The organism is Sporolactobacillus sp. PKPK-6 (assembly GCF_056678885.1).
On record NZ_JBWXPA010000001.1, the window covers coordinates 1,117,622 to 1,139,536 of the forward strand.

At 41.5% G+C, this 21,915-nt stretch carries 29 protein-coding genes and 1 pseudogene; 7 read left to right on the forward strand and 23 right to left on the reverse strand.

The window, feature by feature from the left end; translation table 11 throughout:
* Positions 1-324: 324 nt before the first annotated feature.
* From AC1MBV_RS05335 to AC1MBV_RS05355, 5 genes are all read right to left on the reverse strand, one after another.
* The gene (locus tag AC1MBV_RS05335; RefSeq protein ID WP_480947747.1) at positions 325-690 is read right to left on the reverse strand and encodes a hypothetical protein; all 366 of its coding nucleotides are present in this window, start codon (positions 688-690) and stop codon (positions 325-327) included.
* Positions 691-703: 13 nt separating this feature from the next.
* Complete coding sequence (locus tag AC1MBV_RS05340; RefSeq protein WP_480947748.1) at positions 704-2,419, reverse strand: ribonuclease YeeF family protein; 1,716 nt, start codon at positions 2,417-2,419, stop codon at positions 704-706.
* Positions 2,416-2,670: a DUF5344 family protein gene (locus tag AC1MBV_RS05345; RefSeq protein ID WP_480947749.1), complete on the reverse strand. Its 255-nt coding sequence runs from the start codon at positions 2,668-2,670 to the stop codon at positions 2,416-2,418. Before AC1MBV_RS05345 ends, AC1MBV_RS05340 begins: the two co-directional genes overlap by 4 nt.
* The gene (locus AC1MBV_RS05350) at positions 2,670-3,098 is read right to left on the reverse strand and encodes a hypothetical protein (protein WP_480947750.1); all 429 of its coding nucleotides are present in this window, start codon (positions 3,096-3,098) and stop codon (positions 2,670-2,672) included. The genes AC1MBV_RS05345 and AC1MBV_RS05350 overlap by 1 nt, the downstream gene beginning before the upstream one ends.
* A gap of 389 nt (positions 3,099-3,487) precedes the next feature.
* On the reverse strand, positions 3,488-3,781 hold the full coding sequence (locus AC1MBV_RS05355; protein ID WP_480947751.1) for a WXG100 family type VII secretion target: 294 nt from the start codon (positions 3,779-3,781) through the stop codon (positions 3,488-3,490).
* Between the two features lie 484 nt (positions 3,782-4,265).
* On the opposite strand from AC1MBV_RS05355, the gene AC1MBV_RS05360 reads away from it, so the two are divergent.
* Together AC1MBV_RS05360 and splB are read left to right on the forward strand one after the other, a co-directional pair.
* Positions 4,266-4,499: a transcriptional regulator SplA domain-containing protein gene (locus AC1MBV_RS05360; RefSeq protein WP_480947752.1), complete on the forward strand. Its 234-nt coding sequence runs from the start codon at positions 4,266-4,268 to the stop codon at positions 4,497-4,499.
* A 15-nt stretch (positions 4,500-4,514) separates the two neighbouring features.
* Positions 4,515-5,543: a spore photoproduct lyase gene (gene splB, locus AC1MBV_RS05365; RefSeq protein WP_480947753.1), complete on the forward strand. Its 1,029-nt coding sequence runs from the start codon at positions 4,515-4,517 to the stop codon at positions 5,541-5,543.
* A 365-nt stretch (positions 5,544-5,908) separates the two neighbouring features.
* Here the strand turns inward: splB and AC1MBV_RS05370 are convergent, their stop codons facing one another.
* The 5 genes from AC1MBV_RS05370 to AC1MBV_RS05390 form a co-directional block, all read right to left on the reverse strand.
* A complete protein-coding gene (locus tag AC1MBV_RS05370) occupies positions 5,909-6,775 on the reverse strand; it encodes a metallophosphoesterase family protein (RefSeq protein ID WP_480947754.1) in 867 nt (288 codons plus the stop codon).
* A gap of 49 nt (positions 6,776-6,824) precedes the next feature.
* On the reverse strand, positions 6,825-7,274 hold the full coding sequence (locus AC1MBV_RS05375; RefSeq protein ID WP_480947755.1) for a hypothetical protein: 450 nt from the start codon (positions 7,272-7,274) through the stop codon (positions 6,825-6,827).
* A 17-nt stretch (positions 7,275-7,291) separates the two neighbouring features.
* The gene (locus AC1MBV_RS05380; RefSeq protein WP_480947756.1) at positions 7,292-7,543 is read right to left on the reverse strand and encodes a hypothetical protein; all 252 of its coding nucleotides are present in this window, start codon (positions 7,541-7,543) and stop codon (positions 7,292-7,294) included.
* Positions 7,544-7,660: 117 nt separating this feature from the next.
* The gene (locus tag AC1MBV_RS05385) at positions 7,661-7,951 is read right to left on the reverse strand and encodes a cytochrome C biogenesis protein (RefSeq protein ID WP_480947757.1); all 291 of its coding nucleotides are present in this window, start codon (positions 7,949-7,951) and stop codon (positions 7,661-7,663) included.
* A 101-nt stretch (positions 7,952-8,052) separates the two neighbouring features.
* Positions 8,053-8,421, reverse strand: coding sequence for a MerR family transcriptional regulator (locus tag AC1MBV_RS05390; RefSeq protein ID WP_480947758.1), 369 nt, complete (start codon positions 8,419-8,421; stop codon positions 8,053-8,055).
* Between the two features lie 80 nt (positions 8,422-8,501).
* Here AC1MBV_RS05390 and AC1MBV_RS05395 point away from each other — a divergent pair, with 80 nt between their 5' ends.
* Positions 8,502-8,882 (forward strand): carboxymuconolactone decarboxylase family protein, encoded by a 381-nt coding sequence (locus tag AC1MBV_RS05395; RefSeq protein WP_480947759.1) that lies wholly within the window; start codon positions 8,502-8,504, stop codon positions 8,880-8,882.
* A 100-nt stretch (positions 8,883-8,982) separates the two neighbouring features.
* Here the strand turns inward: AC1MBV_RS05395 and AC1MBV_RS05400 are convergent, their stop codons facing one another.
* Both AC1MBV_RS05400 and AC1MBV_RS05405 read right to left on the reverse strand, forming a co-directional pair.
* A complete protein-coding gene (locus AC1MBV_RS05400; RefSeq protein ID WP_480947760.1) occupies positions 8,983-9,423 on the reverse strand; it encodes a GNAT family N-acetyltransferase in 441 nt (146 codons plus the stop codon).
* The gene (locus tag AC1MBV_RS05405; protein WP_480947761.1) at positions 9,423-9,683 is read right to left on the reverse strand and encodes an HAD hydrolase-like protein; all 261 of its coding nucleotides are present in this window, start codon (positions 9,681-9,683) and stop codon (positions 9,423-9,425) included. The genes AC1MBV_RS05400 and AC1MBV_RS05405 overlap by 1 nt, the downstream gene beginning before the upstream one ends.
* A 23-nt stretch (positions 9,684-9,706) precedes the next feature.
* Here AC1MBV_RS05405 and AC1MBV_RS05410 point away from each other — a divergent pair, with 23 nt between their 5' ends.
* Positions 9,707-10,165: a hypothetical protein gene (locus AC1MBV_RS05410; protein ID WP_480947762.1), complete on the forward strand. Its 459-nt coding sequence runs from the start codon at positions 9,707-9,709 to the stop codon at positions 10,163-10,165.
* 3 nt (positions 10,166-10,168) lie between these two features.
* Here AC1MBV_RS05410 and AC1MBV_RS05415 read toward each other — a convergent pair whose 3' ends face one another.
* Positions 10,169-10,696 carry a GNAT family N-acetyltransferase gene (locus tag AC1MBV_RS05415; protein WP_480947763.1) on the reverse strand — a complete coding sequence of 176 codons (528 nt, stop codon included), beginning with the start codon at positions 10,694-10,696 and terminating at the stop codon, positions 10,169-10,171.
* A gap of 324 nt (positions 10,697-11,020) precedes the next feature.
* Here AC1MBV_RS05415 and AC1MBV_RS05420 point away from each other — a divergent pair, with 324 nt between their 5' ends.
* Positions 11,021-12,013 (forward strand): Gfo/Idh/MocA family protein, encoded by a 993-nt coding sequence (locus AC1MBV_RS05420; RefSeq protein WP_480947764.1) that lies wholly within the window; start codon positions 11,021-11,023, stop codon positions 12,011-12,013.
* A gap of 14 nt (positions 12,014-12,027) precedes the next feature.
* Positions 12,028-12,873 (forward strand): MurR/RpiR family transcriptional regulator, encoded by an 846-nt coding sequence (locus AC1MBV_RS05425; protein WP_480947765.1) that lies wholly within the window; start codon positions 12,028-12,030, stop codon positions 12,871-12,873.
* A 64-nt stretch (positions 12,874-12,937) separates the two neighbouring features.
* Here the strand turns inward: AC1MBV_RS05425 and AC1MBV_RS05430 are convergent, their stop codons facing one another.
* Positions 12,938-14,011 carry a methionine--tRNA ligase gene (locus AC1MBV_RS05430; protein ID WP_480948265.1) on the reverse strand — a complete coding sequence of 358 codons (1,074 nt, stop codon included), beginning with the start codon at positions 14,009-14,011 and terminating at the stop codon, positions 12,938-12,940.
* A 74-nt stretch (positions 14,012-14,085) separates the two neighbouring features.
* On the opposite strand from AC1MBV_RS05430, the gene AC1MBV_RS05435 reads away from it, so the two are divergent.
* A protein-coding gene (locus AC1MBV_RS05435) for an IS3 family transposase (protein WP_480947766.1) occupies positions 14,086-15,200 on the forward strand; the annotation gives its coding sequence in 2 pieces (ribosomal slippage) (positions 14,086-14,338 and positions 14,338-15,200; 1,116 coding nt in all).
* A 29-nt stretch (positions 15,201-15,229) separates the two neighbouring features.
* On the opposite strand, the pseudogene AC1MBV_RS05440 reads toward AC1MBV_RS05435, so the two are convergent.
* The 9 genes and pseudogenes from AC1MBV_RS05440 to AC1MBV_RS05480 form a co-directional block, all read right to left on the reverse strand.
* A pseudogene (locus AC1MBV_RS05440) lies at positions 15,230-15,805 on the reverse strand (methionine--tRNA ligase); the annotation flags it as partial.
* An 815-nt stretch (positions 15,806-16,620) separates the two neighbouring features.
* The gene (locus AC1MBV_RS05445; RefSeq protein WP_480947767.1) at positions 16,621-16,836 is read right to left on the reverse strand and encodes an AbrB/MazE/SpoVT family DNA-binding domain-containing protein; all 216 of its coding nucleotides are present in this window, start codon (positions 16,834-16,836) and stop codon (positions 16,621-16,623) included.
* Positions 16,837-17,359: 523 nt separating this feature from the next.
* Complete coding sequence (locus AC1MBV_RS05450) at positions 17,360-17,935, reverse strand: MFS transporter (RefSeq protein WP_480947768.1); 576 nt, start codon at positions 17,933-17,935, stop codon at positions 17,360-17,362.
* 11 nt (positions 17,936-17,946) lie between these two features.
* On the reverse strand, positions 17,947-18,492 hold the full coding sequence (locus AC1MBV_RS05455; protein ID WP_480947769.1) for a protein kinase family protein: 546 nt from the start codon (positions 18,490-18,492) through the stop codon (positions 17,947-17,949).
* Between the two features lie 85 nt (positions 18,493-18,577).
* Complete coding sequence (locus AC1MBV_RS05460; protein WP_480947770.1) at positions 18,578-19,192, reverse strand: cation efflux transmembrane domain-containing protein; 615 nt, start codon at positions 19,190-19,192, stop codon at positions 18,578-18,580.
* 145 nt (positions 19,193-19,337) lie between these two features.
* A complete protein-coding gene (locus AC1MBV_RS05465; RefSeq protein WP_255749550.1) occupies positions 19,338-19,796 on the reverse strand; it encodes a GNAT family N-acetyltransferase in 459 nt (152 codons plus the stop codon).
* Positions 19,797-19,845: 49 nt separating this feature from the next.
* A complete protein-coding gene (locus AC1MBV_RS05470) occupies positions 19,846-20,565 on the reverse strand; it encodes a hypothetical protein (RefSeq protein ID WP_255749549.1) in 720 nt (239 codons plus the stop codon).
* On the reverse strand, positions 20,562-21,443 hold the full coding sequence (locus AC1MBV_RS05475; RefSeq protein WP_255749548.1) for an ATP-binding cassette domain-containing protein: 882 nt from the start codon (positions 21,441-21,443) through the stop codon (positions 20,562-20,564). Before AC1MBV_RS05475 ends, AC1MBV_RS05470 begins: the two co-directional genes overlap by 4 nt.
* Before the next feature lie 20 nt (positions 21,444-21,463).
* Positions 21,464-21,829: a GntR family transcriptional regulator gene (locus AC1MBV_RS05480; protein ID WP_255749547.1), complete on the reverse strand. Its 366-nt coding sequence runs from the start codon at positions 21,827-21,829 to the stop codon at positions 21,464-21,466.
* Positions 21,830-21,915: the final 86 nt, after the last annotated feature.

The window sequence follows — 21,915 nt, forward strand, 5'->3', positions numbered from 1 at the left end:
TCTCATCAACGATCTTTCCGGCTTGATTTGTTGCCTGCTTGATACCGACTAAAATCCATTATAAAAAATGGCGATTCATATCTCCTTCATTAAATAAGAAATAAATCGTCATATTGATCCTTTCTTCCCATGATCCTTAACTTCAATAATTTCCATAGCCTTGATATAAAAACATTACTGTACACTTCATCTAAAATTCAATGGCCATTTAATCATACGATAATTGATGAAAATTAATTTTTTACCCAATTTCTAGAGTCAATTCTCAATAGTTTGAAAGAATACTCAACGTGGAGTATGTTAATAATCTCTGCAACCATTTTTTCAGTATATATCTAATCTCGCTACGTCAAATTCCACATAATCATTTTCTTTTATATCGCCATCAATTTGTGCTTCAGATATATCAATTAAAAAATCCCCTATTTTTACAATTTTTTCTTTACGACAAATAAGTTTCCCTTGCAAATGGTAGTTATCTTGATTTTTCTTTTCGACCTTAAATTCTTGCCCTGCGACCTTATAAATGTTGTCTGCATCAAGACAATGTATATAATCCTTAAATTCTTGATTTAATCTATATTCAAGAAAACTAGAAAAACATTCTAAATAGAATACGCCGTCGTATAGTATTACTTCTGCCTCTTTAGTGGTTTTGTCTAACCAGTTAATTTGGTGAATTTTTATCATCCTATCACCCGCTTTATTTTTTCAACCCTAAACTAGGAGCTTTGTTAATTAACTCAGTAACAGTCTTAACGTGAAAAGTAGTAATCTCTCCAGTTACCCTATCTAGACCAACAAAAGCATACTTAGCACTTCCTTTCCCCCCAATTAATTTTACATAACCATTCATTTCAGGTACATATGTCCCAGTGTTTAAAACATGATTTGCATCATTTAAATATTCTGGGATAGAATAGTTAGCCTTATTCATTGCCTTTTGTAATTGACTGGAATGCTTGGAATAGTGTTTATTCAAAGCATCTACAGTTTTAAATGTTTTTGAATTTTTTGTCCCAACGGCTTGCATATCCACTTTATCCGACTTTATCGTATTTTTTTCTCTGAGCTCTCCAACTTTTTCTGCTTTCTTAGCTCCACCACTGGTCTTCTCAACCGACATGTTCTGCTTTAGATTTTTAATGTCGTTGATTGAGTTCTTAAATCCGTTCGCTGTGACGAACCCACCGTGTCCAACGGCAGCTGTTCCCACGGCAAGGGCACCGGGTTCTAGAGCCAGAGATGCTCCAAGTGTTTCTGGTGCGCCCGCAACTGAAAGTGTGGTTCCGCCTCCGATGAGCGTACCACCGCCAATCATTTCAGCAATCCCTTCAAAAGCGGAGAGTACATCGCCAGCTAGTTCTCCACTTTTATAGGCGTTGAACTGACCCCATTCCTCCTGATGACCTTTTTCCAATCCGGTGTTGTTCTCAATGACTTGATCGCCGGCACCAACGGCAAAATGAACGGCACCTTGCACAGGAGCAGAATTGACCAGGTTATCTGCATCATCTTTGATTTCATCAACGATCTTTCCGGCTTGATTTGTTGCCTGCTTAACGTTGTCGGCAACCTGATCTACAGAGTCAATGACCTTATTCTCGACTTCTTGAGCTAAGTTTTCGATTGGTTCTTTCTCTGAATTTTTTTCTAGTTCTCTCACTTTTTCCTGCTGCTGCTTGTAATGGAGATAGTTTTGCGTCTCTTTTTTCATCTCATCCTGAACTTGGTAGACTTTACTATTATGATAGGCTTGCGCATTGAAATTCATCGGCTGAACTTCTGCACCTTGCCGCGTTGCGTTGATCAGCTCGCCATACAGCGACGCGATGTACGGCAGGTCTTCGTTCACTTGTCGGTATTCATTGGTTAGATTCTGATCGAGATCTTGAACATCGAGCACTGTTTGCGCGCGTTTTTTATCCGCTGCATCCAGCGCTTGATCCACCTCGTGGTTGGAGAAGACGTTGATCGGCACAAGATCGGAAATACTGCTCAGTATTTTGGAAATGTCCATGCGCTGCTCACGTACCATTTCTTTGGAACGCGCATACCCCATGGATAAGTCTTCATTCAGAAAGGGCACTTGAATCTGCGTGTCACCATCCAAATTTTTCTCCTCAACCGTGCCGGCAACGCCTTGGTAATAAGCAACCTTTTTGTCAATCAGCCGTAACCAGGCATCGACCACATTCACTTGCGCGGCATAGAATTTTTTGATTGCCTCGGCGCCCTTCCCCTGAAAATCAGGGCCAAGCCCCTCGATTTGCTGGAACGCCTGGCGCAACGTGTGGAATTGGCCGCGCAGCGTTTGATAGTGTTTGGCATGTGCTTTAGCGGCTGCGATCAGCGATTCGGCCTCATACGTTTGCGTATCGGAGGCCGAACCGGAACCACCGCTCATCGTTGCTCTCATTTGATCGCCTCATCTTGTCGTTGCAGAAGTGCAACATTCGCCTGCGTATCCGCTATGTTTTTCTGCACACCGGAAAGGTAGGCGGACAAAAGCTGCGCCATCATCTGTTCGCCCTCCTGCCAAGCGGATGTCGCGGCAAGATGATTCCGTCCGCAGGAGACAGATTTGAGCGGCAACACACCTTGGCGTGCATGCTCTGCCGCGACAATACGCCCCTCTGTAACATGGGTATTGAGTTCAATTTGAACCATTAGAACAACCGCCCTTTAATTTTGGATAACTTATGTTCCAAAGCGTCTGCTGCCTTTTCACCTTGGTGAACCAGCGCACTCGCTTCATGCGCCATGCTACTCGTTCCGGCGAGAAAATCGCTTTTCAGCTGCAACTCATGGATTTTAGCCTCTATTCGCTGCTGATAACTGTCCACACTCGTTGTGAGTTTTACTCGCATTTTATCCTGCGCGGAATCGCGTTTCTTTTGGAACGTGCGTGCCCTGGCTCCGGTCCAATCTGCACCAAGTTCCGGCTTCGTTAAGGTGCGCAATGCATGCATACCTGCTGCTTGTTCTTGACCAAGCTTGCGATTCGCTCGTTTCAACCGTTCGATTTGATCGTCAACCGCCGCCGACTGAAGGGCCAGCGCGCGGAAAATCACATTTAATGTTGCGGATGCGCCCATGAGACGCGCCTCCTTTCTTGACCCTGAGCCCTGAATTCACAAGGTATTTAGAGCCTTCATTAAGTAACGAGTAAAATAAGCGGAGATTTTCCGGTTATCTGCATCATGGCGCTTGTTTCACAGGTAAATAAGGGTAATTTTTCCGCTTATGTACTGCAAAACCCGCCATTTTCACGTTTTTCAAATTAGATAAGCGGAGTTTCTCCGTCTATTTAGGTTATTTTTTCGTTCATTCTCTAATTAAGCGGAATTCTTCCGTTTATTTCTCAGGCTTGGCGCTTACCTAATTGCCCAATCGAATCTTATGACCTTATCGTCGTACTAGCAAAGCAAAACGCTGTAAAAAAACCGGACTCCACCTAGAGCCCGGTCCTTTCACTTGTCTTGCGTTATGAGTTAATTTGTCCGGCAATCTGGCGGTCAGTATCTTCGAGGATCGTTGCACTTTTGGCGAGTTGATGATTCACATCTTCCAGGAGCTGCTGCATCTGTTGGAACGAAGGACGGAGCCGTTCATATTGATCTTTGAACGCGCGACTGGACGCACCTTCCCAAACTTGAGCCAGTTGATTGATCATGCCATCGAGACGGCCGATCAGTTCTCCTGTGTTCGATGATTCCTGACCATATTTAGCCGCGTAACTGCGCAATTCTTCCGGAGTTAATCGAATTTGCCCTGCCATAAGTAAAAAACCTCTTTGTTTTGTCGCATGCAGATAGACATGCGTATTGAAGCTTCACAGAATGGAGCGACCCTTGCGTTGTGTAAAAAGCCTTCATGAATCAAACTCCCATGAATGTATATGGATCCGCCCTAGGACGGTTTTCCGCTTAGTAAGGTTCTGTTTGAAAGAAAAATGAAGAAAATCTTGAGGTCGTTCGTGTATTGGGTCTCACCGGAGATATTTTTCTTGCTTGTTCGTATTATACAAAATGTGACGGTTTCTTGAACACGGCCAAAGCTCCTGAATTAGTGGAGGATTTTCATCAAATAAAGTTTATTTGACACGTTTCGACAAGAATCACCGTGCCTTTTTTACTAGTCAAGAAATCAGCACATTTCAAGTCGTTAAAAAGTCTACAATCGCTGCCTTGCTTCCAAAACATAATCCGGTTTTTTCTGGACATAATTAGTAGGTAAACAATTTGATCGGAGGTATATATCTGATGAAAAAAGAAGAAACGCAGATCGGTGATCATGTCTATGTCATTTGCCGAAATCCACACACAGCAACTGCAACATTGATTCAGGAAGCTGAAGTGGTCCAAAATCCAAATAAAAAAGAAGACAAGATCTTATCCCTAAATGATATGTATTATGAGTTCGCTGAGGATGACGCGGTGTTCCCAACGATCGACGACGCGAAACGCGTGTACAAGCAAATCTATGATGAAGACTAAGGAGATGCGGTACTCATGGTTAAACCTTTTGTTCCCCAGCTTGTCTACATTGAGCCTCGCGCATTAGACTACCCTTTAGGTCAAACACTTAAAGACAAATTTGAAGGCATGGGAATTGAGATTCGCGAGACCACATCGCACAATCAGATCCGCAACTTTCCCGGTGACAATGATTTTCAAAAATACCGCAACGCCAAATCAACTTTGGTCGTTGGCGTAAGAAAAACCTTGGATTTTCAAAGCTCCAAACCGTCGGCTGAGTATGCCATTCCGCTTGCAACAGGATGTATGGGTCACTGTCACTATTGCTACCTGCAGACCACAATGGGATCGAAACCGTATATCAGAACTTATGTCAACGTTGATGAAATTCTCGAACGCGCCGATCAATACATGGCCGAACGTGCGCCTGAGATTACACGATTCGAAGCGGCCTGTACTTCTGACATCGTCGGCATTGATCATTTGACTCACTCATTAAAAAAAGCAATTGAATTCTTTGGTGAACGCGATCTTGGTGAGTTACGTTTTGTAACAAAGTTCGCTCATGTGGATCATCTACTGGACGCTAAGCATAATGGGCGTACCCGATTCCGTTTCAGCCTCAATGATGAGTACGTGATCAAATTTTTCGAAGCGGGCACATCCCGCCTTGTTGAACGAATTGAAGCGGCGAAAAAAGTGTCCGATGCAGGTTATCCGCTTGGCTTTATTATCGCGCCGATTTATATTCATGACGGCTGGCAAGAAGGTTACCGCAAGCTTTTTGAAACACTGCATGACTATCTGCCGGGACCCATGGCGGTTCCGATCACGTTTGAATTAATCCAGCATCGCTTTACCGGTCCCGCAAAGCGCGTGATTGAAAAAAATTATCCGAATTCAAAACTGGTCATGGATAAAGAGGAGCGCCGCTATAAATGGGGCCGCTACGGGATTGGAAAATATATTTATAAAAAAGAAGATGAACATCTGCTTCAAGAGACAATTGAAGGCTACATCCATCGCTATTTTCCAGATGCTGAGGTGGCGTATTTTACATAAAGAAAAAAATTGGGCCAGCAATGTCCTAGATGTTGACAGAGCCTTAGCTTTTCTGCTATCTATAGTCTCGCCTGTTCAGGCTCTGCAATTTGGTTAAAATTCGCCTTGTCTGGTCGAATTTTCCAAGGATTGGGTTGAACTTTTCATTCGTTAGGTAGAACTTTTTTTCTTCGGTTCAACTTTCGCTCTCTTAGGTGGAACTTTTCAAGGATTAGGTTGAATTTTTCATTCGTTAGGTAGAACTTTTTTTCTTCGGTTCAACTTTCGCTCTCTTAGGTGGAACTTTTCAAGGATTGGGTTGAATTTTTCATTCGTTAGGTAGAACTTTAGTGGGATTTAAATCAGACCTTGTTTCGCAATAGGTGTCAACTGCGATGCGCAGTCGATTCTGCTCCGATATCTTTTAAAAACTCGACCACATCTTTCTCATAACCAAAGCGTTGATTGATTTCTTTTAAAAAGTCTTTGTCGTGTGTATGCGTTTTACCGGTTTCTAGTTGTTCTTTGTACAATGTGATATAAGGAATACTCTCCCGTTTTGCTTCTTCTAGTTCTTTGTTTACGTCGTAGCTGACTTTTTTAAAATTGATTTGAACGAGACCTTTTTCATCAATTTCAAGAATGGCATACTGCGCGCGCCGATCAGCGCGATGCTTCGCCCACTTGAAATAAGGTTGTCCCACAGAGCCTGGATTGATGATCAGCTGGTCCTCACTACTGTAGCGCATCATTTGGTGATGCACGTGGGCATAAATAGCAACATCACAATTTTTTTGAGTAAAAAGGCGATCAAAATTTTGTTGCGTTTGATCCGGTACCAAGTCTCCACCATAATTTTTATCCGGTAGGTTATGTGCAATACTAATGTTCAATCCATTAATTGTCTTGGTCGTATGTATCGGCAACTGCTTCAGCAACTCGAGTTCAGCATTTTTTAGGCTTTGACATTGGTACTGAACGAGCCTTGCAATGTAAATATCTGAAGGATCATTGAGATCAACTTGCCCATCCAGCACTTCGAGCAGACAGTCTTCCCAGTTGCCTTTTACATAAACGGATGTGTTGATTCTTTTCAGCAGAGCCAATAAATTGGCAGATCCCGGTCCGGGCATGATTAGATCGCCCAAAAACCAGTAGTCAGTGACCTTTTCACGAATGGTGTCTTCGATGACCGCCTCTAATGCGGTCGTATTTCCATGTACATCAGCAAACAAAGCTATTTTATGATTCACGTTCTTCCCTCTCCTCTGTATTTCTTCGAACGCAATGTACTCGCTATTTTCAACCACCGGCACCGGGCATATCAAACGTCTTCTTGGAGGTTGAAACCTGTTCACCGTTTAGCGAGATTTCTTTCAGATCGGATCGGCTTCTCACATGCAATGTGATTTTTGTTGATTTACTTCCTGCATAGATGAGATTTTTTGAGGTGTATAAGTTTAAGGATACTGCGTTGGAAGCGATTTTCATTTGATCAAGTTTTGTCTTGATTGAAGAAGGAACAGAACCAGTGATCGAAATGTAGTCGTACGGTTTCGTGCTCTTTCGGACCACTACGTGATAATCAATTTTTGCCTCTGTTAGTTTAAATGATTGAAGATGATCCTTAACGCTGATTTGTTCATTCACTTTGGCTAATGTATCGATCGATGTGAAGACCTTAATCATAAGGATGGCTGCTAAAATGACTGCAAGGCCGACACTAATCAAACGTTTCTTTCCTTTTTTCATTGTTCAAAATCTCTTTCCTACCTAGAGTGTTTTTCTACCCACTTCTCTAACTCTGCTTTGAAAACCTCTTTTTGTTCATCATTTTGAAATACTTTTTTTAAATTGTATTTCTTGATAAACCTTCTAAACTTTGGATCACTTAGAATTTTCCTGTCGTATTGGCGTTTAAACCATTCCTCGCCCTCAAGATATTCAAGATTAGACTGAATCCGAACCTGAGGAGCGAATAAAAAATCGAACAAAATAGAAATGAGGTCGAACAGATTCATCATGAACATCTCCGATAATGATTAACAATACTTCAAGAACAGTCTCCCTGTTTAAATAAAAGGAGATTCGGTTAAATTCGAAACACCCATTAGAAACATGCCAAGACAACCCATTATTCATAGCAAAGGAATGACGTTAATAATGGGTTCTTCATATGGATGAACAGCTTTAATGATCGTTTTGACACCATCAACATGCTCAAATTGACATCTAAATTCCATTTTGCATTCGGTCCCAGCAGATAGTTTACCTATTTCTCCATCATAGGGAGCGGCGCCTTCGAGCGGTCGCCAATAACCCTTAACTTCTGAATATGAGATAACGTTGTCATATTTTCCTACTTTTAGAATACCGGCTTCATTTAGTTGATTCCTAAGCGAAGCAATATAGCTTTCAGGGATTAGCACTTCTATTTTGCATGCTTTAAATTCTATTTTTTTATCTCCTTTACTGCTGTGGCGAAGCTCGTGTTTCCTTCAGACGGTTTGCTGAGTTCCCCCATACCGAATTATTGTTTCAGAGCAGCAATAGTCGCTTGATAGGTTTCTATTTTCTTGTCAAGATGTCCTAAATTGTTTTCAAGTTTTTCTATTTGTTTGAGCATTGAGCATCGATGTGCACGCAGCATTTCCATTCTTTCCTTCAACGTGACATCTCCCTCATCTCGTAATCGCGCATATTTTTTTATTTCTCGAATCGGCATCGCTGTTTCTTTCAGTCTGAGTATGAAGTCAATCCACGTCTTATCCTTCTCCGTGTACTGTCTCTGATTACTCTTATTTCTGGATGGATGGATGAGTTCTTCTTTTTCATAATAGCGAAGCGTATCGATGCTTAAGCGAGTTAACTTGGAAAATTCGCCAATTGAGTAATCCAAGAAAATCCCCCCTGATTTCTTGACATGGAGTGAACTCCAGCCGTTACAGTTTTATTGTATCAGAAAAGGAGATGGAAAAATTGAAAAAAAGTCGTTATGAATCGGGTTTAGAAAAATTAAACGAAGTAGATGGAAAAGTGGGCGACATGGTTATCCAATCATTGAAGGACATTGCGCCTGATCTGGGAACATTTATTATCGAATTTGCTTTCGGCGATATTTATACCCGCCGTGAATTGGATTTGAAGCAGCGTGAATTGATCACACTGAGCAGTCTCGCCTCGATTGGCGGTACGGAAAATCAACTGCGCGTACACATCAATGGTGCATTGAATGTAGGTATCACTGCAGAAGAGATCTCCGAAATTTTTATTCAATGTGTCCCCTATGTCGGATTCCCGAGAGTGCTGAATGCAGTAGCCATTGCAAAAGAAGTTTTCAAAGAAAGAGGGATTATTTAAACAAACCCAAGGCAATTTACTTTAAAAAAAGTAAGTTGCTTTTCTCTCTCTAGGGGAGGCTGCAATTCTTTTATGTTGACACCCTTTTCTCGGCCGGATTTTATTTAATCTTATAAACCATAAGATAATCATCTATGCCAAGTTGATGGTTATGATATTTACCGCTAAGATCTACGAATCCATTTTTTTGATAAAAGCTATGGGCAGTTGCCCTGGCGTTTACTTTGATCTGCTTAAAATCTTTACTTTTTAAATCTCCAATGGCAAATTCCAGAAGTTTTGAACCAATTCCCTGCCTTTGAAAATCACGATCAACTGCAAAAGCGGTCAAGTGAGCGATTTGGGGTGCTTCAACAAAAATACTAAACGTAGCAATGATCTTGTTATCCATTAAAACCGCATAGAAATCATTATCTTTTTCAATGGACAAATTCTCGTTATAGATATCTTTCCCGATTGGTTTTCTTAAAACCTTATTTCTTAGCGCTAAAGCCTGTCGATAATAGTCGTGATCATTGGATTTGTATTTAATCGTTTTCATCATTTATTTCCATTCCCCCTACTTAGATCATCCATTCCCAATTGTTTTTGGCACAACATTTTACTTAATCCTTCAATCGTCTCAAAGGTTATCATCGGGACATAGTCCGAATTTTTCGGCCGCTGCAGCCAAGCCGTCCCTTGCAGAGTTTTCATCCCAAGTTTGTTCGCCGGATAAATGTCAAAATCAAGCCGATCGCCAACCATGTAAGCTTCACCGGGCAAAATGGATGTGTAAATAAAGCAGTATAAGGAGAACATATTATTAAAAAAGGATTGACACCATGATCGGTCTGCTGCTTGCTGTTGCACTCTTTAATAGCATTGCTTTTCTCATCAATAAACGACTCACTAAAAATCAAATCGTACATATTTGGATGTTTACCGTTGCCGTGCAGGTGCTTACCGATGGCTATTTGTGCAAAAAGTACCATGCATATTGGTATTTCTCAGGATCTCTTGAGTGGAAGACACTGCTTCCATTAACCGTATTGATCCCACCGGTAAACATCATTTTCTTAAACAGCTATCCATTTGGAAAAACGTTTGTTAAGCAACTGCTTTATATCCTTTTATGGGATGTAGCCATCACCACCTATGAGTTGATCGCACTTTTGCCTCAACCCTGGGGTTTCTTCAACTATGGCTGGTGGCGAATAGGCTACTCGTTCTTTGTGTACCCATTTTTATTGTCGAGTGTTGCTGCTTACTATAAATGGATTCGAAAGATTGAGCGGGAATAGCGCTTAGATGCCGCAGTCATTAGTGTCAATGACGTACTTAAAGAGTTCTTCATCTTCCTCTTTGTCATAGATGATCCCCAGGAATTTTCCGCCGTTTTTTTCGATGATTCTTTTTGACGGCTCATTATCTGTTCTGCAGGTTACCACTGCTTTTGTTATTCCAAGCTTTTGCGCTTCCGCCAAGGCTAACTTAAGAATCTGCGTCCCATATCCTCTTTTTCGGTGCTTTGGAGAGACATCATAGCCGATGTGACCGGCAAACATAACTTCCTGATGCCTAATTCGCACCACGCCAACCACCTCGTTTTGATCAATCAGCCAAAAGGTTGACGATGCTACCCGGCCATTGGGAAGATTATTTCCATCCGCTTCATGAATCAAGTGATGCAAAAATCCAGAGAAATCCACTAATGCCTTGCTATATTTCTTAAAGTAATATGAGTCTTCACTTGCAACTTTATAATCGAGTGTGTAGTTCTTAAAGCTCTGCTTATAGTTGCTCGATGGTTCAGACAGGAATAGTTGCCTCATTATTTCACCCTTTGGATACATCGATTTAATATTCCAAACTGACGAACTTACCCCATTTTACCAAATAATCTCTTCGTCGCACTGTATCAAAATCAGATAATCATGGGATGTTTTTTAAAATATTTGATAGCAGATCTCATTATTATTAAATTTATTTTCATAATTAATTTTTATTGACAAATTAGTTTCATGAAGTTATATTAAAATTAGTTGCAAGATGAAAATAAAAGTTAAAATAATTTTCATTTTGTACAGCAAGACAATCGCTTGTAGTGGCTTGGCTTGGATCGTATCAAAAAATAAATCATTGGAAGGATGAGTTAAATGAAAACGTATAATTGGGGTATGATTGGTACCGGATGGATTGCACATGAAATGGCTGATGCATTAAATAGTGTCAATGGAGAAATTTACGCAGTGGCTGACGTTAATGAAGCCGCTTTAAAGGCCTTCAGTGAGGAAAAAAAGATTCAACGTACGTTCACGAATCCTGATGATTTGCTTAAAGACCCAAATGTTGATATCGTATACATTGCGACCCCGCATAATTTTCACTATGAATATATTATGAAAGCTCTGGAAGCCGGCAAAAATGTCTTTGCTGAGAAAGCGATTACGGTTAATTCCCGACAATTAAGTAATGTAAGACACTTAGCTGCTGAAAAAGGATTAATTGTGACTGAAGGCTTAACGTTATTTCACATGCCGCTTTATAAAAAAGTAAAACAGGTGATCAGCGACGGAAAAATTGGTGATGTTAACCTGGTACAAGTTAATTTTGGCAGTTTAAAAGATTACGATGTCAAAAATCGCTTCTTTAACAAGAATTTGGCCGGCGGTGCACTCTTAGACATTGGTGGTTATGCGACTGCCTTTGCACGTTCATTCTTAAAGACACAGCCTGTTAATGTTTTGACCACCGTTAAGTATTTTGAAACGGGTGTTGATGAACAATCAGGTATTCTTCTGAAAAATCTGGATGATCAAATTGCTGTGCTGTCATTGTCGATGCGCGCGAAACAGCCGAAACGCGGGGTCATCTCAGGTACCAAGGGCTATATTGAAATCTCTAATTATCCGCGCGCCACAGAAGCAGCGATCACCTATACCGATGATGCACATACGGAATCACATGAAGTGATTACAGCCGGAGATGCATCGCTTGCCCTGCAATACGAAGTTCAAGACATGCAAAGATATATTGAACAAGGCCATGACGACGGTGAATTTGCACTATCCTTCGACATCATGGACATATTAACCAACGTACGCAACCAATGGGGGATGAAATACCCGTTTGATCGTACAGACTATTAAATAAGGACTGTAACATGGAAGCGACTAATAAGGAATTCGTAAACAGAATCTACTCAAATTTAGGCAATTATTCTAAATCGGAAAAGAAGATTGTTGATTTAATTATCAGCGATGCCCAGTTTGTGATCAATGCAACCATTTCACAGCTGGCAAACCGAGCCGGTATTAGTGAAGCATCTGTCTCGCGTTTCTGTAAACGAATCGATTTGAATGGATTTCATCATCTAAAGGTAATATTGGCACAGAGTTCATTAATTAATGCTGAGTCGTCAAGTAGTACCTCCTTAACCAGTCACGATAAAATTTTAGATAAATTAATGAGTGACAAGGAAGAGGAAATTCAAGCAACCTTAGAGGGTTTTGACAAAGCACTCATCAAAAATACAATGAACGTCATTAAAGATGCCCGGTTAATTCAAATCATGGCGGAAGGCAATACGTTTCCTGTCGCACTCGATGCTTGCTTTAAGTTTAATCAAATCGGTCGGTTAGCCTTTACATCGAGTTCTTGGGAAGTTGCCATGGGACAGACGTTAAACTTAAACGATTCAGATGTGCTTATTATCATTTCCAACTCGGGAGAATCAAGGCAGCTGCTTCAATTAATGGAGGTTGCTAAAAAGAACAGAGTAACGATTATAACGCTCACGAATAATGAGAGTTCCCCCATCGCCGCGCTGTCCGATCATAATGTGGTTACAGCCAGCAGAGGTACGATTTTTATGTCCGAGTATTTCTTTTCGAGAGTGTCTGCAGTCACAGCAATCGAAGCAATTTTTATGCTGCTCATCGCAGATGACCCTCTGCTTAAGCGCAAAATTCAAGAGCATGAATTATTAATCGCGTCAAAAAAGATTTAAGATCAAGGCATCAGCAAACCCGCACCTGAAAAAAGTGCGGGTTTGCTTTTGTTTATTAACATACTCATTCAACGTTCGCATTCTTTGCTAAGCGTTCATGCTCAATTTGAACTTGCTCCGGATCGATGCGGTCGAACAGTGGATCAAGGTCCTCCGGCAATTTTTCCGGGCAATGAATGGTCTCCCACTTAAATGGTCCGAGATGGAGTGCCTCAGCCAATTTTCGGCTTGAAAACGGCAGAAATGGTGCCAGAAGCTGCGCCAAATTAGCGATGCTAAACAAACACGTATTTAAGGTTGCATAGGCCGATGCTTGATCAGATTTAACCGTCTGCCACGGTTTTCGTTCATCAAAATACTTATTCAAGCTGCGAATCCACGAGAAAATTTCACTAAGTGCTGCTTTCAAATGGGCGGATTCGATCAGTCCGCCAACCTTTTCGTAAAGCGCATCCGTTTCTTGCAAAATCTGCGGATCAACCTGGTTTTCATCCACGTTAAAATCAGGCAGCTTTTCAATGAACTTGAGCGTACGATTGACAAAATTTCCATACGCACCAAGCAATTCGCCGTTGTGGCTCTCGATAAACGTCTTCCAGGAAAAATCGGCGTCATGCGTTTCGGGAGCATTGATCAACAAAAAGTAGCGGATACTGTCCGGATCATAGCGTTCAAGAATGTCCGGTGCCCATACCGCCCAGTTGCGACTTGTGGACAGCTTCTTGCGCTCAAGCGTCACATATTCATTAGAAACAAGATGCGTCGGCAATGCTTTCTTGCCGATGCCGAGTAGAATGGCCGGCCAAATAATCGTGTGAAACGGTACGTTGTCTTTCCCTTGGACGTAGTAGGAAACCGTTTGTTCATTCCAAAATTCAGCGATATCCTGGTGATGTTCTTCTCCCCAGCGAACGCTTGCCGAGTAATAGCCGGACACCGCTTCAATCCAGACATACACTTTTTTATCCTCAAAGCCTTTGATCGGTACTGTGACGCCGATCGGCAAATCGCGAGTGACAGCTCGATCCTGCAAGCCTTCGTCTAAATAGCGTTGTGTCAGATTCAGCGCGTTCTCCCGCCAATCGTTATTCTTCTTTGCCCGTTCATACAGCTGCTCCAATTCCGGTTGAAACTGGATAGGTTACACTTAATTGGACGGATGAGTTAAGGTCATGTACACTTGGTTCAACGATACCAAGGGGGACCGGAAAAATGAAACGGGAACGGAGAAGCTTCTCAAAAGAGTTTAAAGAACAGATTGTCAGTTTACATGCTTCAGGAAAACCGAGACATGAAATCATCAAAGAATACGATCTCACGTCTTCGGCCTTTGATAAATGGATTCGTCAACATAAGACAAGCGGTTCCTTCAAAGAGAAAGATAATCGCACACCGGAACAAGAAGAACTCATTCATCTAAGAAAAGAAAATCAACAACTAAGAATGGAGAATGATATTTTAAAACAAGCCGCGCTGATCATGGGACGAAAGTAGATGTGATTCGTCAAAACCGTCACAAATACTCGGTATCAGCAATGTGCGACGTCCTACAACTTTCTCGCAGTACCTACTATTACGAAGCTAAAGTTCGTGAGAACCAACAGGCTGAGCAGGAATTGACACGCCAAGTAGTTCAAATTTTTAAAGCAAGCCGATCGATCTACGGACAGCGAAAAATCAAAAAAGAACTGGGGAAGCAAGGAAAACAGGTTTCAAGACGACGAATCGGACGAATCATGCGCCAACAAGGCCTGGTTTCAAAATATACCATCGCTCAGTTTAAGCCGCATAAGGCGAGCTGTAACGAGTCTCCTATTGGAAATACGTTGAATCGTCAATTCCGCCAGGAGGAAGAACTGAAAGTGGTTGTCAGTGACTTGACCTATGTTCGGGTGCAGCAAAAATGGCATTATATCTGTGTACTCGTTGATTTGTATAATCGCGAAATTATCGGCTACAGCTCAGGACCCAATAAAGACGCTCAACTCGTCTATCGTGCCTTCTCCACCGTCAAAAGCGACTTAAATCGCCTCGAATTATTCCATACGGATCGAGGGAATGAGTTTAAAAATAAGCTCATTGATGATGCATTGGAAACGTTTCAAATTAATCGATCCTTAAGTCACAAAGGCACGCCTTATGATAATGCCGTTGCGGAAGCGACATTTAAAACGATCAAAACAGAGTTTGTTAGCGGGCGTGTTTTCCCTAACCAACACGTACTTGATCTTGAATTGTTTGATTATGTCCATTGGTTCAATAATCTACGTATCCATGGCTCACTAGACTATCTAACACCGATTGAATACAAGTTACAGCACCTTTAAAAATTTGTTTGATTTAGTGTTGACATACCAAACTTACTCAGTGCAAAATAGAGATGCTCAACCTCACGAAGTTCCGGTGTGTGACCGCAAAGTTTGCATGTTGGCTCTTCAAGGTCGACTGGATCAAGAATGGTCGAGCACGCATCGCATTGATCACCTCTTGCATGTGCGCCGCAATGCGGACAGGTTCCTTCAACATAGCGGTCCGGCAAAAACTGCGCACAATGCGTACAGTACATCTGCTTTGTCTTCTTATGATAGATATACCCATTGTCATAAAGTGTTTTAAAAATATCCTGAACAACCTTGTGATGAATCGGTGTGTCTGTGCGCGTGTAACAGTCATAAGTGAACCCAAGTTGCTGAAAACATCGCTGAAATGAATCATGATAACGATCCGCAATCGTTGTTGGCGAGACACCTTCCTGTTTCGCGCGAATCGTGATCGGTGTACCGTTGCAGTCACTTCCTGAAACATAGAGTACCTTTTCACCCTTCTGCCTGAAATAACGTGCCAAACAATCCCCTGGGATTAAGCTTGATAAATGTCCAAGATGAAGATCTCCATTTGCGTAGGGCCATGCGCCTGCGATTAATACTGCCATATTTCCTCACTCCTTTTTTAAGAAAAACAAAAAAGCCCCCGACCTCATACATTCATCATGTATAAGGACGAGGACTTGTGTCCACGCGGTACCACCTTAATTTATCAGCCATTCGCATCACTGATCTCAGGCGAGTACGGAGCGTCTGCTCGATACTCGGGTTTTGTTAACCGGGTTTCCGCCCGACCATAGCCTAACCGCAAATGCCGCGGATCGGTATGGATGCTCAGAGGCCATTTTTCAGCTTGGGATTCTGCTTCTCTCACCAGTTACGAAGCTCTCTGCGGAGAATCCGGCTGCTTACTTCTTCTCATCATCGCATAATTTATCAATAGGATTAGTATAGACAGTTCAAATTCAAGATGCAAGAGCATACGATTCAACTTTTTTGTGTTGAACAATACGATTCCGATTTTTTGTTACAATTTTGAGAGGCTTTGTTACAACTTTTGTCCCGTTCGTTACTAGTTTAGATGCCTTCTTTTCAACTCTGACGCTTCATTACAATTTTTTCAAAGTATAATCAATCTTTGCTTTTAAAAATGGATATCATCTTTTTAATAAATGATACCAGCCAAATGATAATTATTATTCCACAAATATATAAAAAGGGGGGCGAACCCCAAAATGATAAAAGATCCATTTTCTCAGATCTTCTCCTTATTGTTATTTTGAATACCAGCTTTCTCTTAATTGCATCTCTTTAGAAAATTTATACCTTATATATATTTTGACTGCTCCTTCTGAAAGGTGAAGTTAAAAAAAAAGATCACCATGTTCAGGAACATACGTCATTACAACAATTCATTTCCTACTTAACCAAGATCTATTTCTTCATGACGATTTTCAGGTGTGATTCTGGAAAGCAGTTGATCAAGAGACGGAGCGGATTTTAATGATTTTAGAATAATGTCTTTACCCTTAATTAAAAATTCAAGTTCAGTCCCTTTTTCAATACCCGCAGATTCTGCGATGGACCCAGGCAAACGGACGGCAAGACTGTTTCCCCACATTTGAACTTTGATCGTCATGCGAATTCCCCCTTGTCCTTTCTCTTTAACTGGCTCTTCCCATTGACTAAAGTCACTGGTGTAATTATTATAAAAGTATGATAGTGGATTTCATGAAAGCATAAAATCTATCTAATTTACGTATAATGAAAAAGGCAACATTGATGCTGGAACATCAACGCTGCTTTAGATAAGAAGTTGCTTTAAGAGCAACGCATCACCTTTTAACTTCATATCTCAAGGATAATCCGTTACCGGCTGGTCGGCTCAGAGCGGATTATTTCTTTTCCTTAGAGATATGATCAAGCAGGTTTAGCAAGAATGAGCCACCTATAAAGAGCAAGCTCAGAATGCCAATGACAGCCATAATCGTACTCATGAAAAAGAATCGCACCTCCTCCGTCTCCGTCGTCTACACAGACAAGGAACACAGAAACAAAAGGTGTGCGCCGCTCTTTAGCCGTTCTTATCATGATCTTATTCTAGCATAATTTGGCAGCTATTAATTGGATAATCATCTTCTTTATTACATAAATCCATCCGTTTACTGCACCTCATTTTCCTGTATCACCTGCTTCTTATATTTACGGGTTAATGATAGATTGACAATCAATAATAATCCCGCTAGTGCGATCAGTAAGCCGCACAGCATAATGGTTAATCCTGCTGTGATCCATTCACTCAATAAACCGTTAACCCCCATACCGATTAGTGTCACTGCCGATGCCAAGCTTCCGACTAATCCAAAGAAGCGAGCTAATTGAGTATAAGGGATTTGTTTCTGCCAAAAGGTTGATGAAGACATATTAAAAATAGCGTTACATGCTCCTGTCATGAATGCTGCAAGTATCAGTGTTATAAGGTTAGCTCCGAAACCGATGATACTGTAGCTAAGTCCAAGCGCAAAACCGGATACACCCAATTGAATTTGCAAAGGCCAATGAATCACCCATTTGGCCGCAACCATTGACGTCACTAATATTCCGAAGCTTAGTGCACCAACGACATAACCGACAGTGTATGTGTTAAGTCCAATATCATTCACATGGGCTGTTAACATCACATCAGCACCTGCAACGCCAAATAAGATAAGCAGAAAAATAACGAGCAGATTAAACATTACGGCATCTTTTAGCGGAGAGAGCTTGCCTGATTATGTCTCACTAATTTTATGAGGATTAGAGCTGCAGCGATGTATGTCAGTGCATCAATAAGAAAACCAATAGCTTTTAGATCATTTGGCAATAAAGCCAGCACGAAAACAGCTAATGCCGGTCCAAATATTTTTACAAGCTCATTCGCCATTTGATGCAGCTTCGTGAGAAAATCGCCTAGTAATTGAGCATTTTCCGGGTTCTTCCTTACATCAAAAGAGTGCTCATTTAAGGCTTCTCCACTCAAAAAAGGATAGGTGACCGCTTTGAGCACCTCTCCTTCATAAATCATTTTGTATCGTGGGATTTGCAGAACAGGATTCTTTCGTGCAAGTTGCTCTAAAAGCTCGCATTCATTCTTAATTTGGTCAGTAATCTGATCTGTTTTCGGGAAGCGGAAAACCTGCTGTTTGTTTATGATCAAAATGTCATTGTCCCAACCGTTCGTCTTTACTTCACTCGTAGCAATGGGCAGCTTCGGCACAGCGCTTCGGACAAAACGGATCATTTCTTCTTTTCTCACAAACACTCATCCTCTTTTTCTACAAAAGAATAAATTTTTTCCGCTATTACGCAATGACCACCGATCCGCGGTTTCTCACATGAGCTCACTCCTCATCGGGATGGAGGGCTTCCCATCCTTCACTGACAATGAAAAAAACGAGAATCAATGCCGCAACGGAATCGGCCCACCACCAATTGAATAGTGCGGTAAATCTCGCACCAATCAAAACGGTAAACGCCATATAAGCGCAGACCAGATTGCACATGCCGTCTTCAATCAAGGCATCACTGCCAATGGCATGACCGATCCGCTTTTTGGCAATCATCAGCACCGGCATCAGCGCGCACGAGCCGATAACCAGAGCAATTCCTAGCACACTCGTTTCCGCAGTCTGTCGCGTGACCAATCGATAAATGGACGACAGGACAACGTAGAGTGCGAGCAGCATTAAGGCGGCGCCAACCACATACGAAGAGATCCGCTCCGCATGAGCAACTTTTTCCTCGCCGGATTGATTCTTTTCCGTCTGCAGCCGCCAGAGCAGAAACGCTCCGGAGATTAATTCAATCAGACTGTCTAGTCCCAAAGCAACCAGCAGCAAAGAGTGTGCCATCATGCCTGACCATAATGCAATCATGAATTCGACCGCCATCCATGCAATAGAAAAGCTTTCAATTTGAATCCCTCTATTAATTAAACGCACATCGTTAGTGTTCACGGTTGTTTTCCTCCTCTGAAACAAAGCACTATATAAAATTGACGCGATGCGAACCATTCTCTCTATAAATCAATCATTATAGGAAAACTTATTTTAAGTCTATTATATAGAGGACGATTTCCAAACATAGCCACAAGAACTTGTTTTATAAATTTAACCGCAAACGAACCATATCCTTTAGAATTAGTTTGTTTTCAATAATTGGCTCGCTATAATGCTTAACAAAGAAATCGGTATCAATGGAAACCATCCGAAACCCGCATTTCTGGTATAAATAAAGCTGACCAAAACTTGTACTTCCCGTTCCAATCTCAATAATTTGATAATGTCGCTCCTTGGCACATTGAATCGAATGTTCAATCAGTGCCTGTCCGATCCCTTTATTACGTTGTTCAGGCACTACCGCAATATTAACGATTTCAATGGTTTCTGGTCTTGTCGGCAACAAAATGACAACACCTGCCATTTCTCTTTGCGTATATGCTTCAATACAGATGCTTTGCGGTAAATAAGCGTCAATGAGCTTCTTTGATGGATCAGCATCGAGAAGCAACTGGTAGTGTTGGGGTGTTGGTTGAAGAAAATTTTTGTATATGAGATCCATAACATACACCTCACTTATATTGAGATTGTAAGTCCTATGATTTGCTTTGTTAGGGCTTGATTGGCATGCGTCTAATCATCATATGGAGCAAAGCAATGAGCAGGGCAAGAATCACTGCACTGCCGACAAACCCTGTAACAAATAAAATCTGTGTATCAGGTAGCCAGCTCATAAGTAAATCCAACCGCCAAGGAAGCTTCATATAGGAATTCCAAAAATATTCGGACAAACCGACCAGAACGATTGATAAGGCAATGGAAAACATACCTGACAAAAAGCCGTACCGTGAAAATGCCAGGCCGATCAACCATCCGATCGCAAAGTAGATCACGCAAAGCAAGAAAAAGATAAGAAACAGAGATAGAAACTGATTATGATAAATCTGTGATAAACCATTAGATTGCCCAAATTCATTGCCGAAGATCCATAATGAAAGACCATAAAGAATCTGTACTACTAGTGACAGAACACCTACCGTGCAAGACATGCCGATAAACACGCCGTTGAACATATTTTTCCTAGTTACCCCATTTCTGATGTACGCGCCGGGCACCGAAAGTGCAAGGATGATTCCCACAACAAGCATGTAAACTTTTGCCGACTGTATTGTGCCGTCAAAAAAGTTAAGGTCAATCTGAATTTGCGGCACAAAATGCTCGATAATAAAAAAACCGATATAAAAAGGAAGACACCAAGCCATCCAAGTCGATAGCCTCCAAAAAATATCCACAGCGACTTTTCGAGTGACGTGATTCATGAATCCGCTCATTCTTCATCCCCCTCATGTTCCGTTAAATAAATAAACAATTCCTGCAATCCGATCGGACCAAGCTCAAATCCTGCTGACTCAAATTCTGCTCGTCGTCCGCTCTCTAGCTGCCCATAAATCATCACCGATTTCGTTCTCCCCAATTGTTGCTGTTTCAATAGGTGAAGACCACTTGTCAATTGGTCCACCTTTTCAGCCGGTCCTGTAACACTAAGTCCATGGCTCATGAGCGTGTCGACCGATTCATGGAGGAGCAGTTTGCCACAATCAATAATCATCACTTCTTCTATGAGAGAGGCTACTTCAGAAATCAAATGCGTCGACAAAATCATGCAACGTGGGTGTTCAGCATAATCCTTGATCAGTTCTTCATAAAATACTGACCGCGCCGGAGCATCCATGCCTAAGTATGCCTCATCGAAAATCGTGACCGATGTACGCGAAGCAAGACCAATCACCACATCCAGTGCCGACTGTTTTCCTTTGGACAACGCGTCGACCTTTTGATCCAATGGCAATTTAAATCGCTTCACAAGCTTTAATGCATACTCGGCATTCCAATTCGGACGATAGCGTTCGGCAAATTCGAGCATTCCTTTTACTGTTTCCGTCTCATTACTCTGATCTTTTGCATAGACAAAATTAACTTGATTCATCACTCGATCATTCTCAAAGGGCATCTCATCGTTAATTCGAATCGTTCCCTCCGTTGGTTCACGAAAAGAGGCGAGCAGTGACAACAACGATGTCTTGCCTGCTCCATTTCTTCCAAGCAAGCCGTATATTTTATCTCCCTTTAATTGAAATGAGATGTCCGATAAAACATTGTGATTTCCTAACCGCAGCGACACATGATCGGCTTTAATTTCAGTTGTCATAATATCCTCCTTTGCTTCAATCACTTTTGTCCGTCTTCAATCATCTGAATTAATGTTTCTTTTTCTATCTGCAGTTTTTCTGCTTCGTGAAGCATGGCAGCCACATAGTCATTGAAAAAGGTTTTTTTGCGTTTCTCGATCAATTTTTCACGCGCATGCTCGGCAACAAACATGCCGATCCCTCTTTTTTTATAAAGAATGCCTTCATTCACGAGCAGATTCACTCCTTTTGCTGCTGTTGCCGGATTAATTTTGTAGAAAGTAGCAAATTGATTGGTTGAAGGGACTTGGCCTAATTCCTCAAGTGATCCCTCAAGAATTTCGTTTTCAATGTGTTCAGCAATCTGTACAAAAATAGGCCGACCATCATTCATTGGTTCACGCATCGGTTCACCACCCAATCGGTTAATTACTTATGTAGCTAACTATATAAGATAATCTATTCTATGTCAATAAAAGTAAGCGATCAAAT

What these genes read in the sequence shown, in the direction of transcription:
- AC1MBV_RS05450 (WP_480947768.1), bottom strand. Translation starts at nt 17,935, where the DNA reads ATGTTTAATCTGCTCGTTATTTTTCTGCTTATCTTATTTGGCGTTGCA.
- AC1MBV_RS05470 (WP_255749549.1), bottom strand. Translation starts at nt 20,565, where the DNA reads ATGAGCGGATTCATGAATCACGTCACTCGAAAAGTCGCTGTGGATATT.
- AC1MBV_RS05445 (WP_480947767.1), bottom strand. Translation starts at nt 16,836, where the DNA reads ATGACGATCAAAGTTCAAATGTGGGGAAACAGTCTTGCCGTCCGTTTG.
- AC1MBV_RS05340 (WP_480947748.1), bottom strand. Translation starts at nt 2,419, where the DNA reads ATGAGAGCAACGATGAGCGGTGGTTCCGGTTCGGCCTCCGATACGCAA.
- AC1MBV_RS05335 (WP_480947747.1), bottom strand. Translation starts at nt 690, where the DNA reads ATGATAAAAATTCACCAAATTAACTGGTTAGACAAAACCACTAAAGAG.
- AC1MBV_RS05380 (WP_480947756.1), bottom strand. Translation starts at nt 7,543, where the DNA reads ATGAATCTGTTCGACCTCATTTCTATTTTGTTCGATTTTTTATTCGCT.
- AC1MBV_RS05405 (WP_480947761.1), bottom strand. Translation starts at nt 9,683, where the DNA reads ATGTTCTCCTTATACTGCTTTATTTACACATCCATTTTGCCCGGTGAA.
- AC1MBV_RS05400 (WP_480947760.1), bottom strand. Translation starts at nt 9,423, where the DNA reads ATGAAAACGATTAAATACAAATCCAATGATCACGACTATTATCGACAG.
- AC1MBV_RS05375 (WP_480947755.1), bottom strand. Translation starts at nt 7,274, where the DNA reads ATGAAAAAAGGAAAGAAACGTTTGATTAGTGTCGGCCTTGCAGTCATT.
- AC1MBV_RS05480 (WP_255749547.1), bottom strand. Translation starts at nt 21,829, where the DNA reads ATGCGTGAACCAATGAATGATGGTCGGCCTATTTTTGTACAGATTGCT.
- AC1MBV_RS05355 (WP_480947751.1), bottom strand. Translation starts at nt 3,781, where the DNA reads ATGGCAGGGCAAATTCGATTAACTCCGGAAGAATTGCGCAGTTACGCG.
- AC1MBV_RS05410 (WP_480947762.1), top strand. Translation starts at nt 9,707, where the DNA reads ATGATCGGTCTGCTGCTTGCTGTTGCACTCTTTAATAGCATTGCTTTT.
- AC1MBV_RS05420 (WP_480947764.1), top strand. Translation starts at nt 11,021, where the DNA reads ATGAAAACGTATAATTGGGGTATGATTGGTACCGGATGGATTGCACAT.
- AC1MBV_RS05345 (WP_480947749.1), bottom strand. Translation starts at nt 2,670, where the DNA reads ATGGTTCAAATTGAACTCAATACCCATGTTACAGAGGGGCGTATTGTC.
- AC1MBV_RS05465 (WP_255749550.1), bottom strand. Translation starts at nt 19,796, where the DNA reads ATGGATCTCATATACAAAAATTTTCTTCAACCAACACCCCAACACTAC.
- AC1MBV_RS05475 (WP_255749548.1), bottom strand. Translation starts at nt 21,443, where the DNA reads ATGACAACTGAAATTAAAGCCGATCATGTGTCGCTGCGGTTAGGAAAT.
- splB (WP_480947753.1), top strand. Translation starts at nt 4,515, where the DNA reads ATGGTTAAACCTTTTGTTCCCCAGCTTGTCTACATTGAGCCTCGCGCA.
- AC1MBV_RS05360 (WP_480947752.1), top strand. Translation starts at nt 4,266, where the DNA reads ATGAAAAAAGAAGAAACGCAGATCGGTGATCATGTCTATGTCATTTGC.
- AC1MBV_RS05350 (WP_480947750.1), bottom strand. Translation starts at nt 3,098, where the DNA reads ATGGGCGCATCCGCAACATTAAATGTGATTTTCCGCGCGCTGGCCCTT.
- AC1MBV_RS05425 (WP_480947765.1), top strand. Translation starts at nt 12,028, where the DNA reads ATGGAAGCGACTAATAAGGAATTCGTAAACAGAATCTACTCAAATTTA.
- AC1MBV_RS05415 (WP_480947763.1), bottom strand. Translation starts at nt 10,696, where the DNA reads ATGAGGCAACTATTCCTGTCTGAACCATCGAGCAACTATAAGCAGAGC.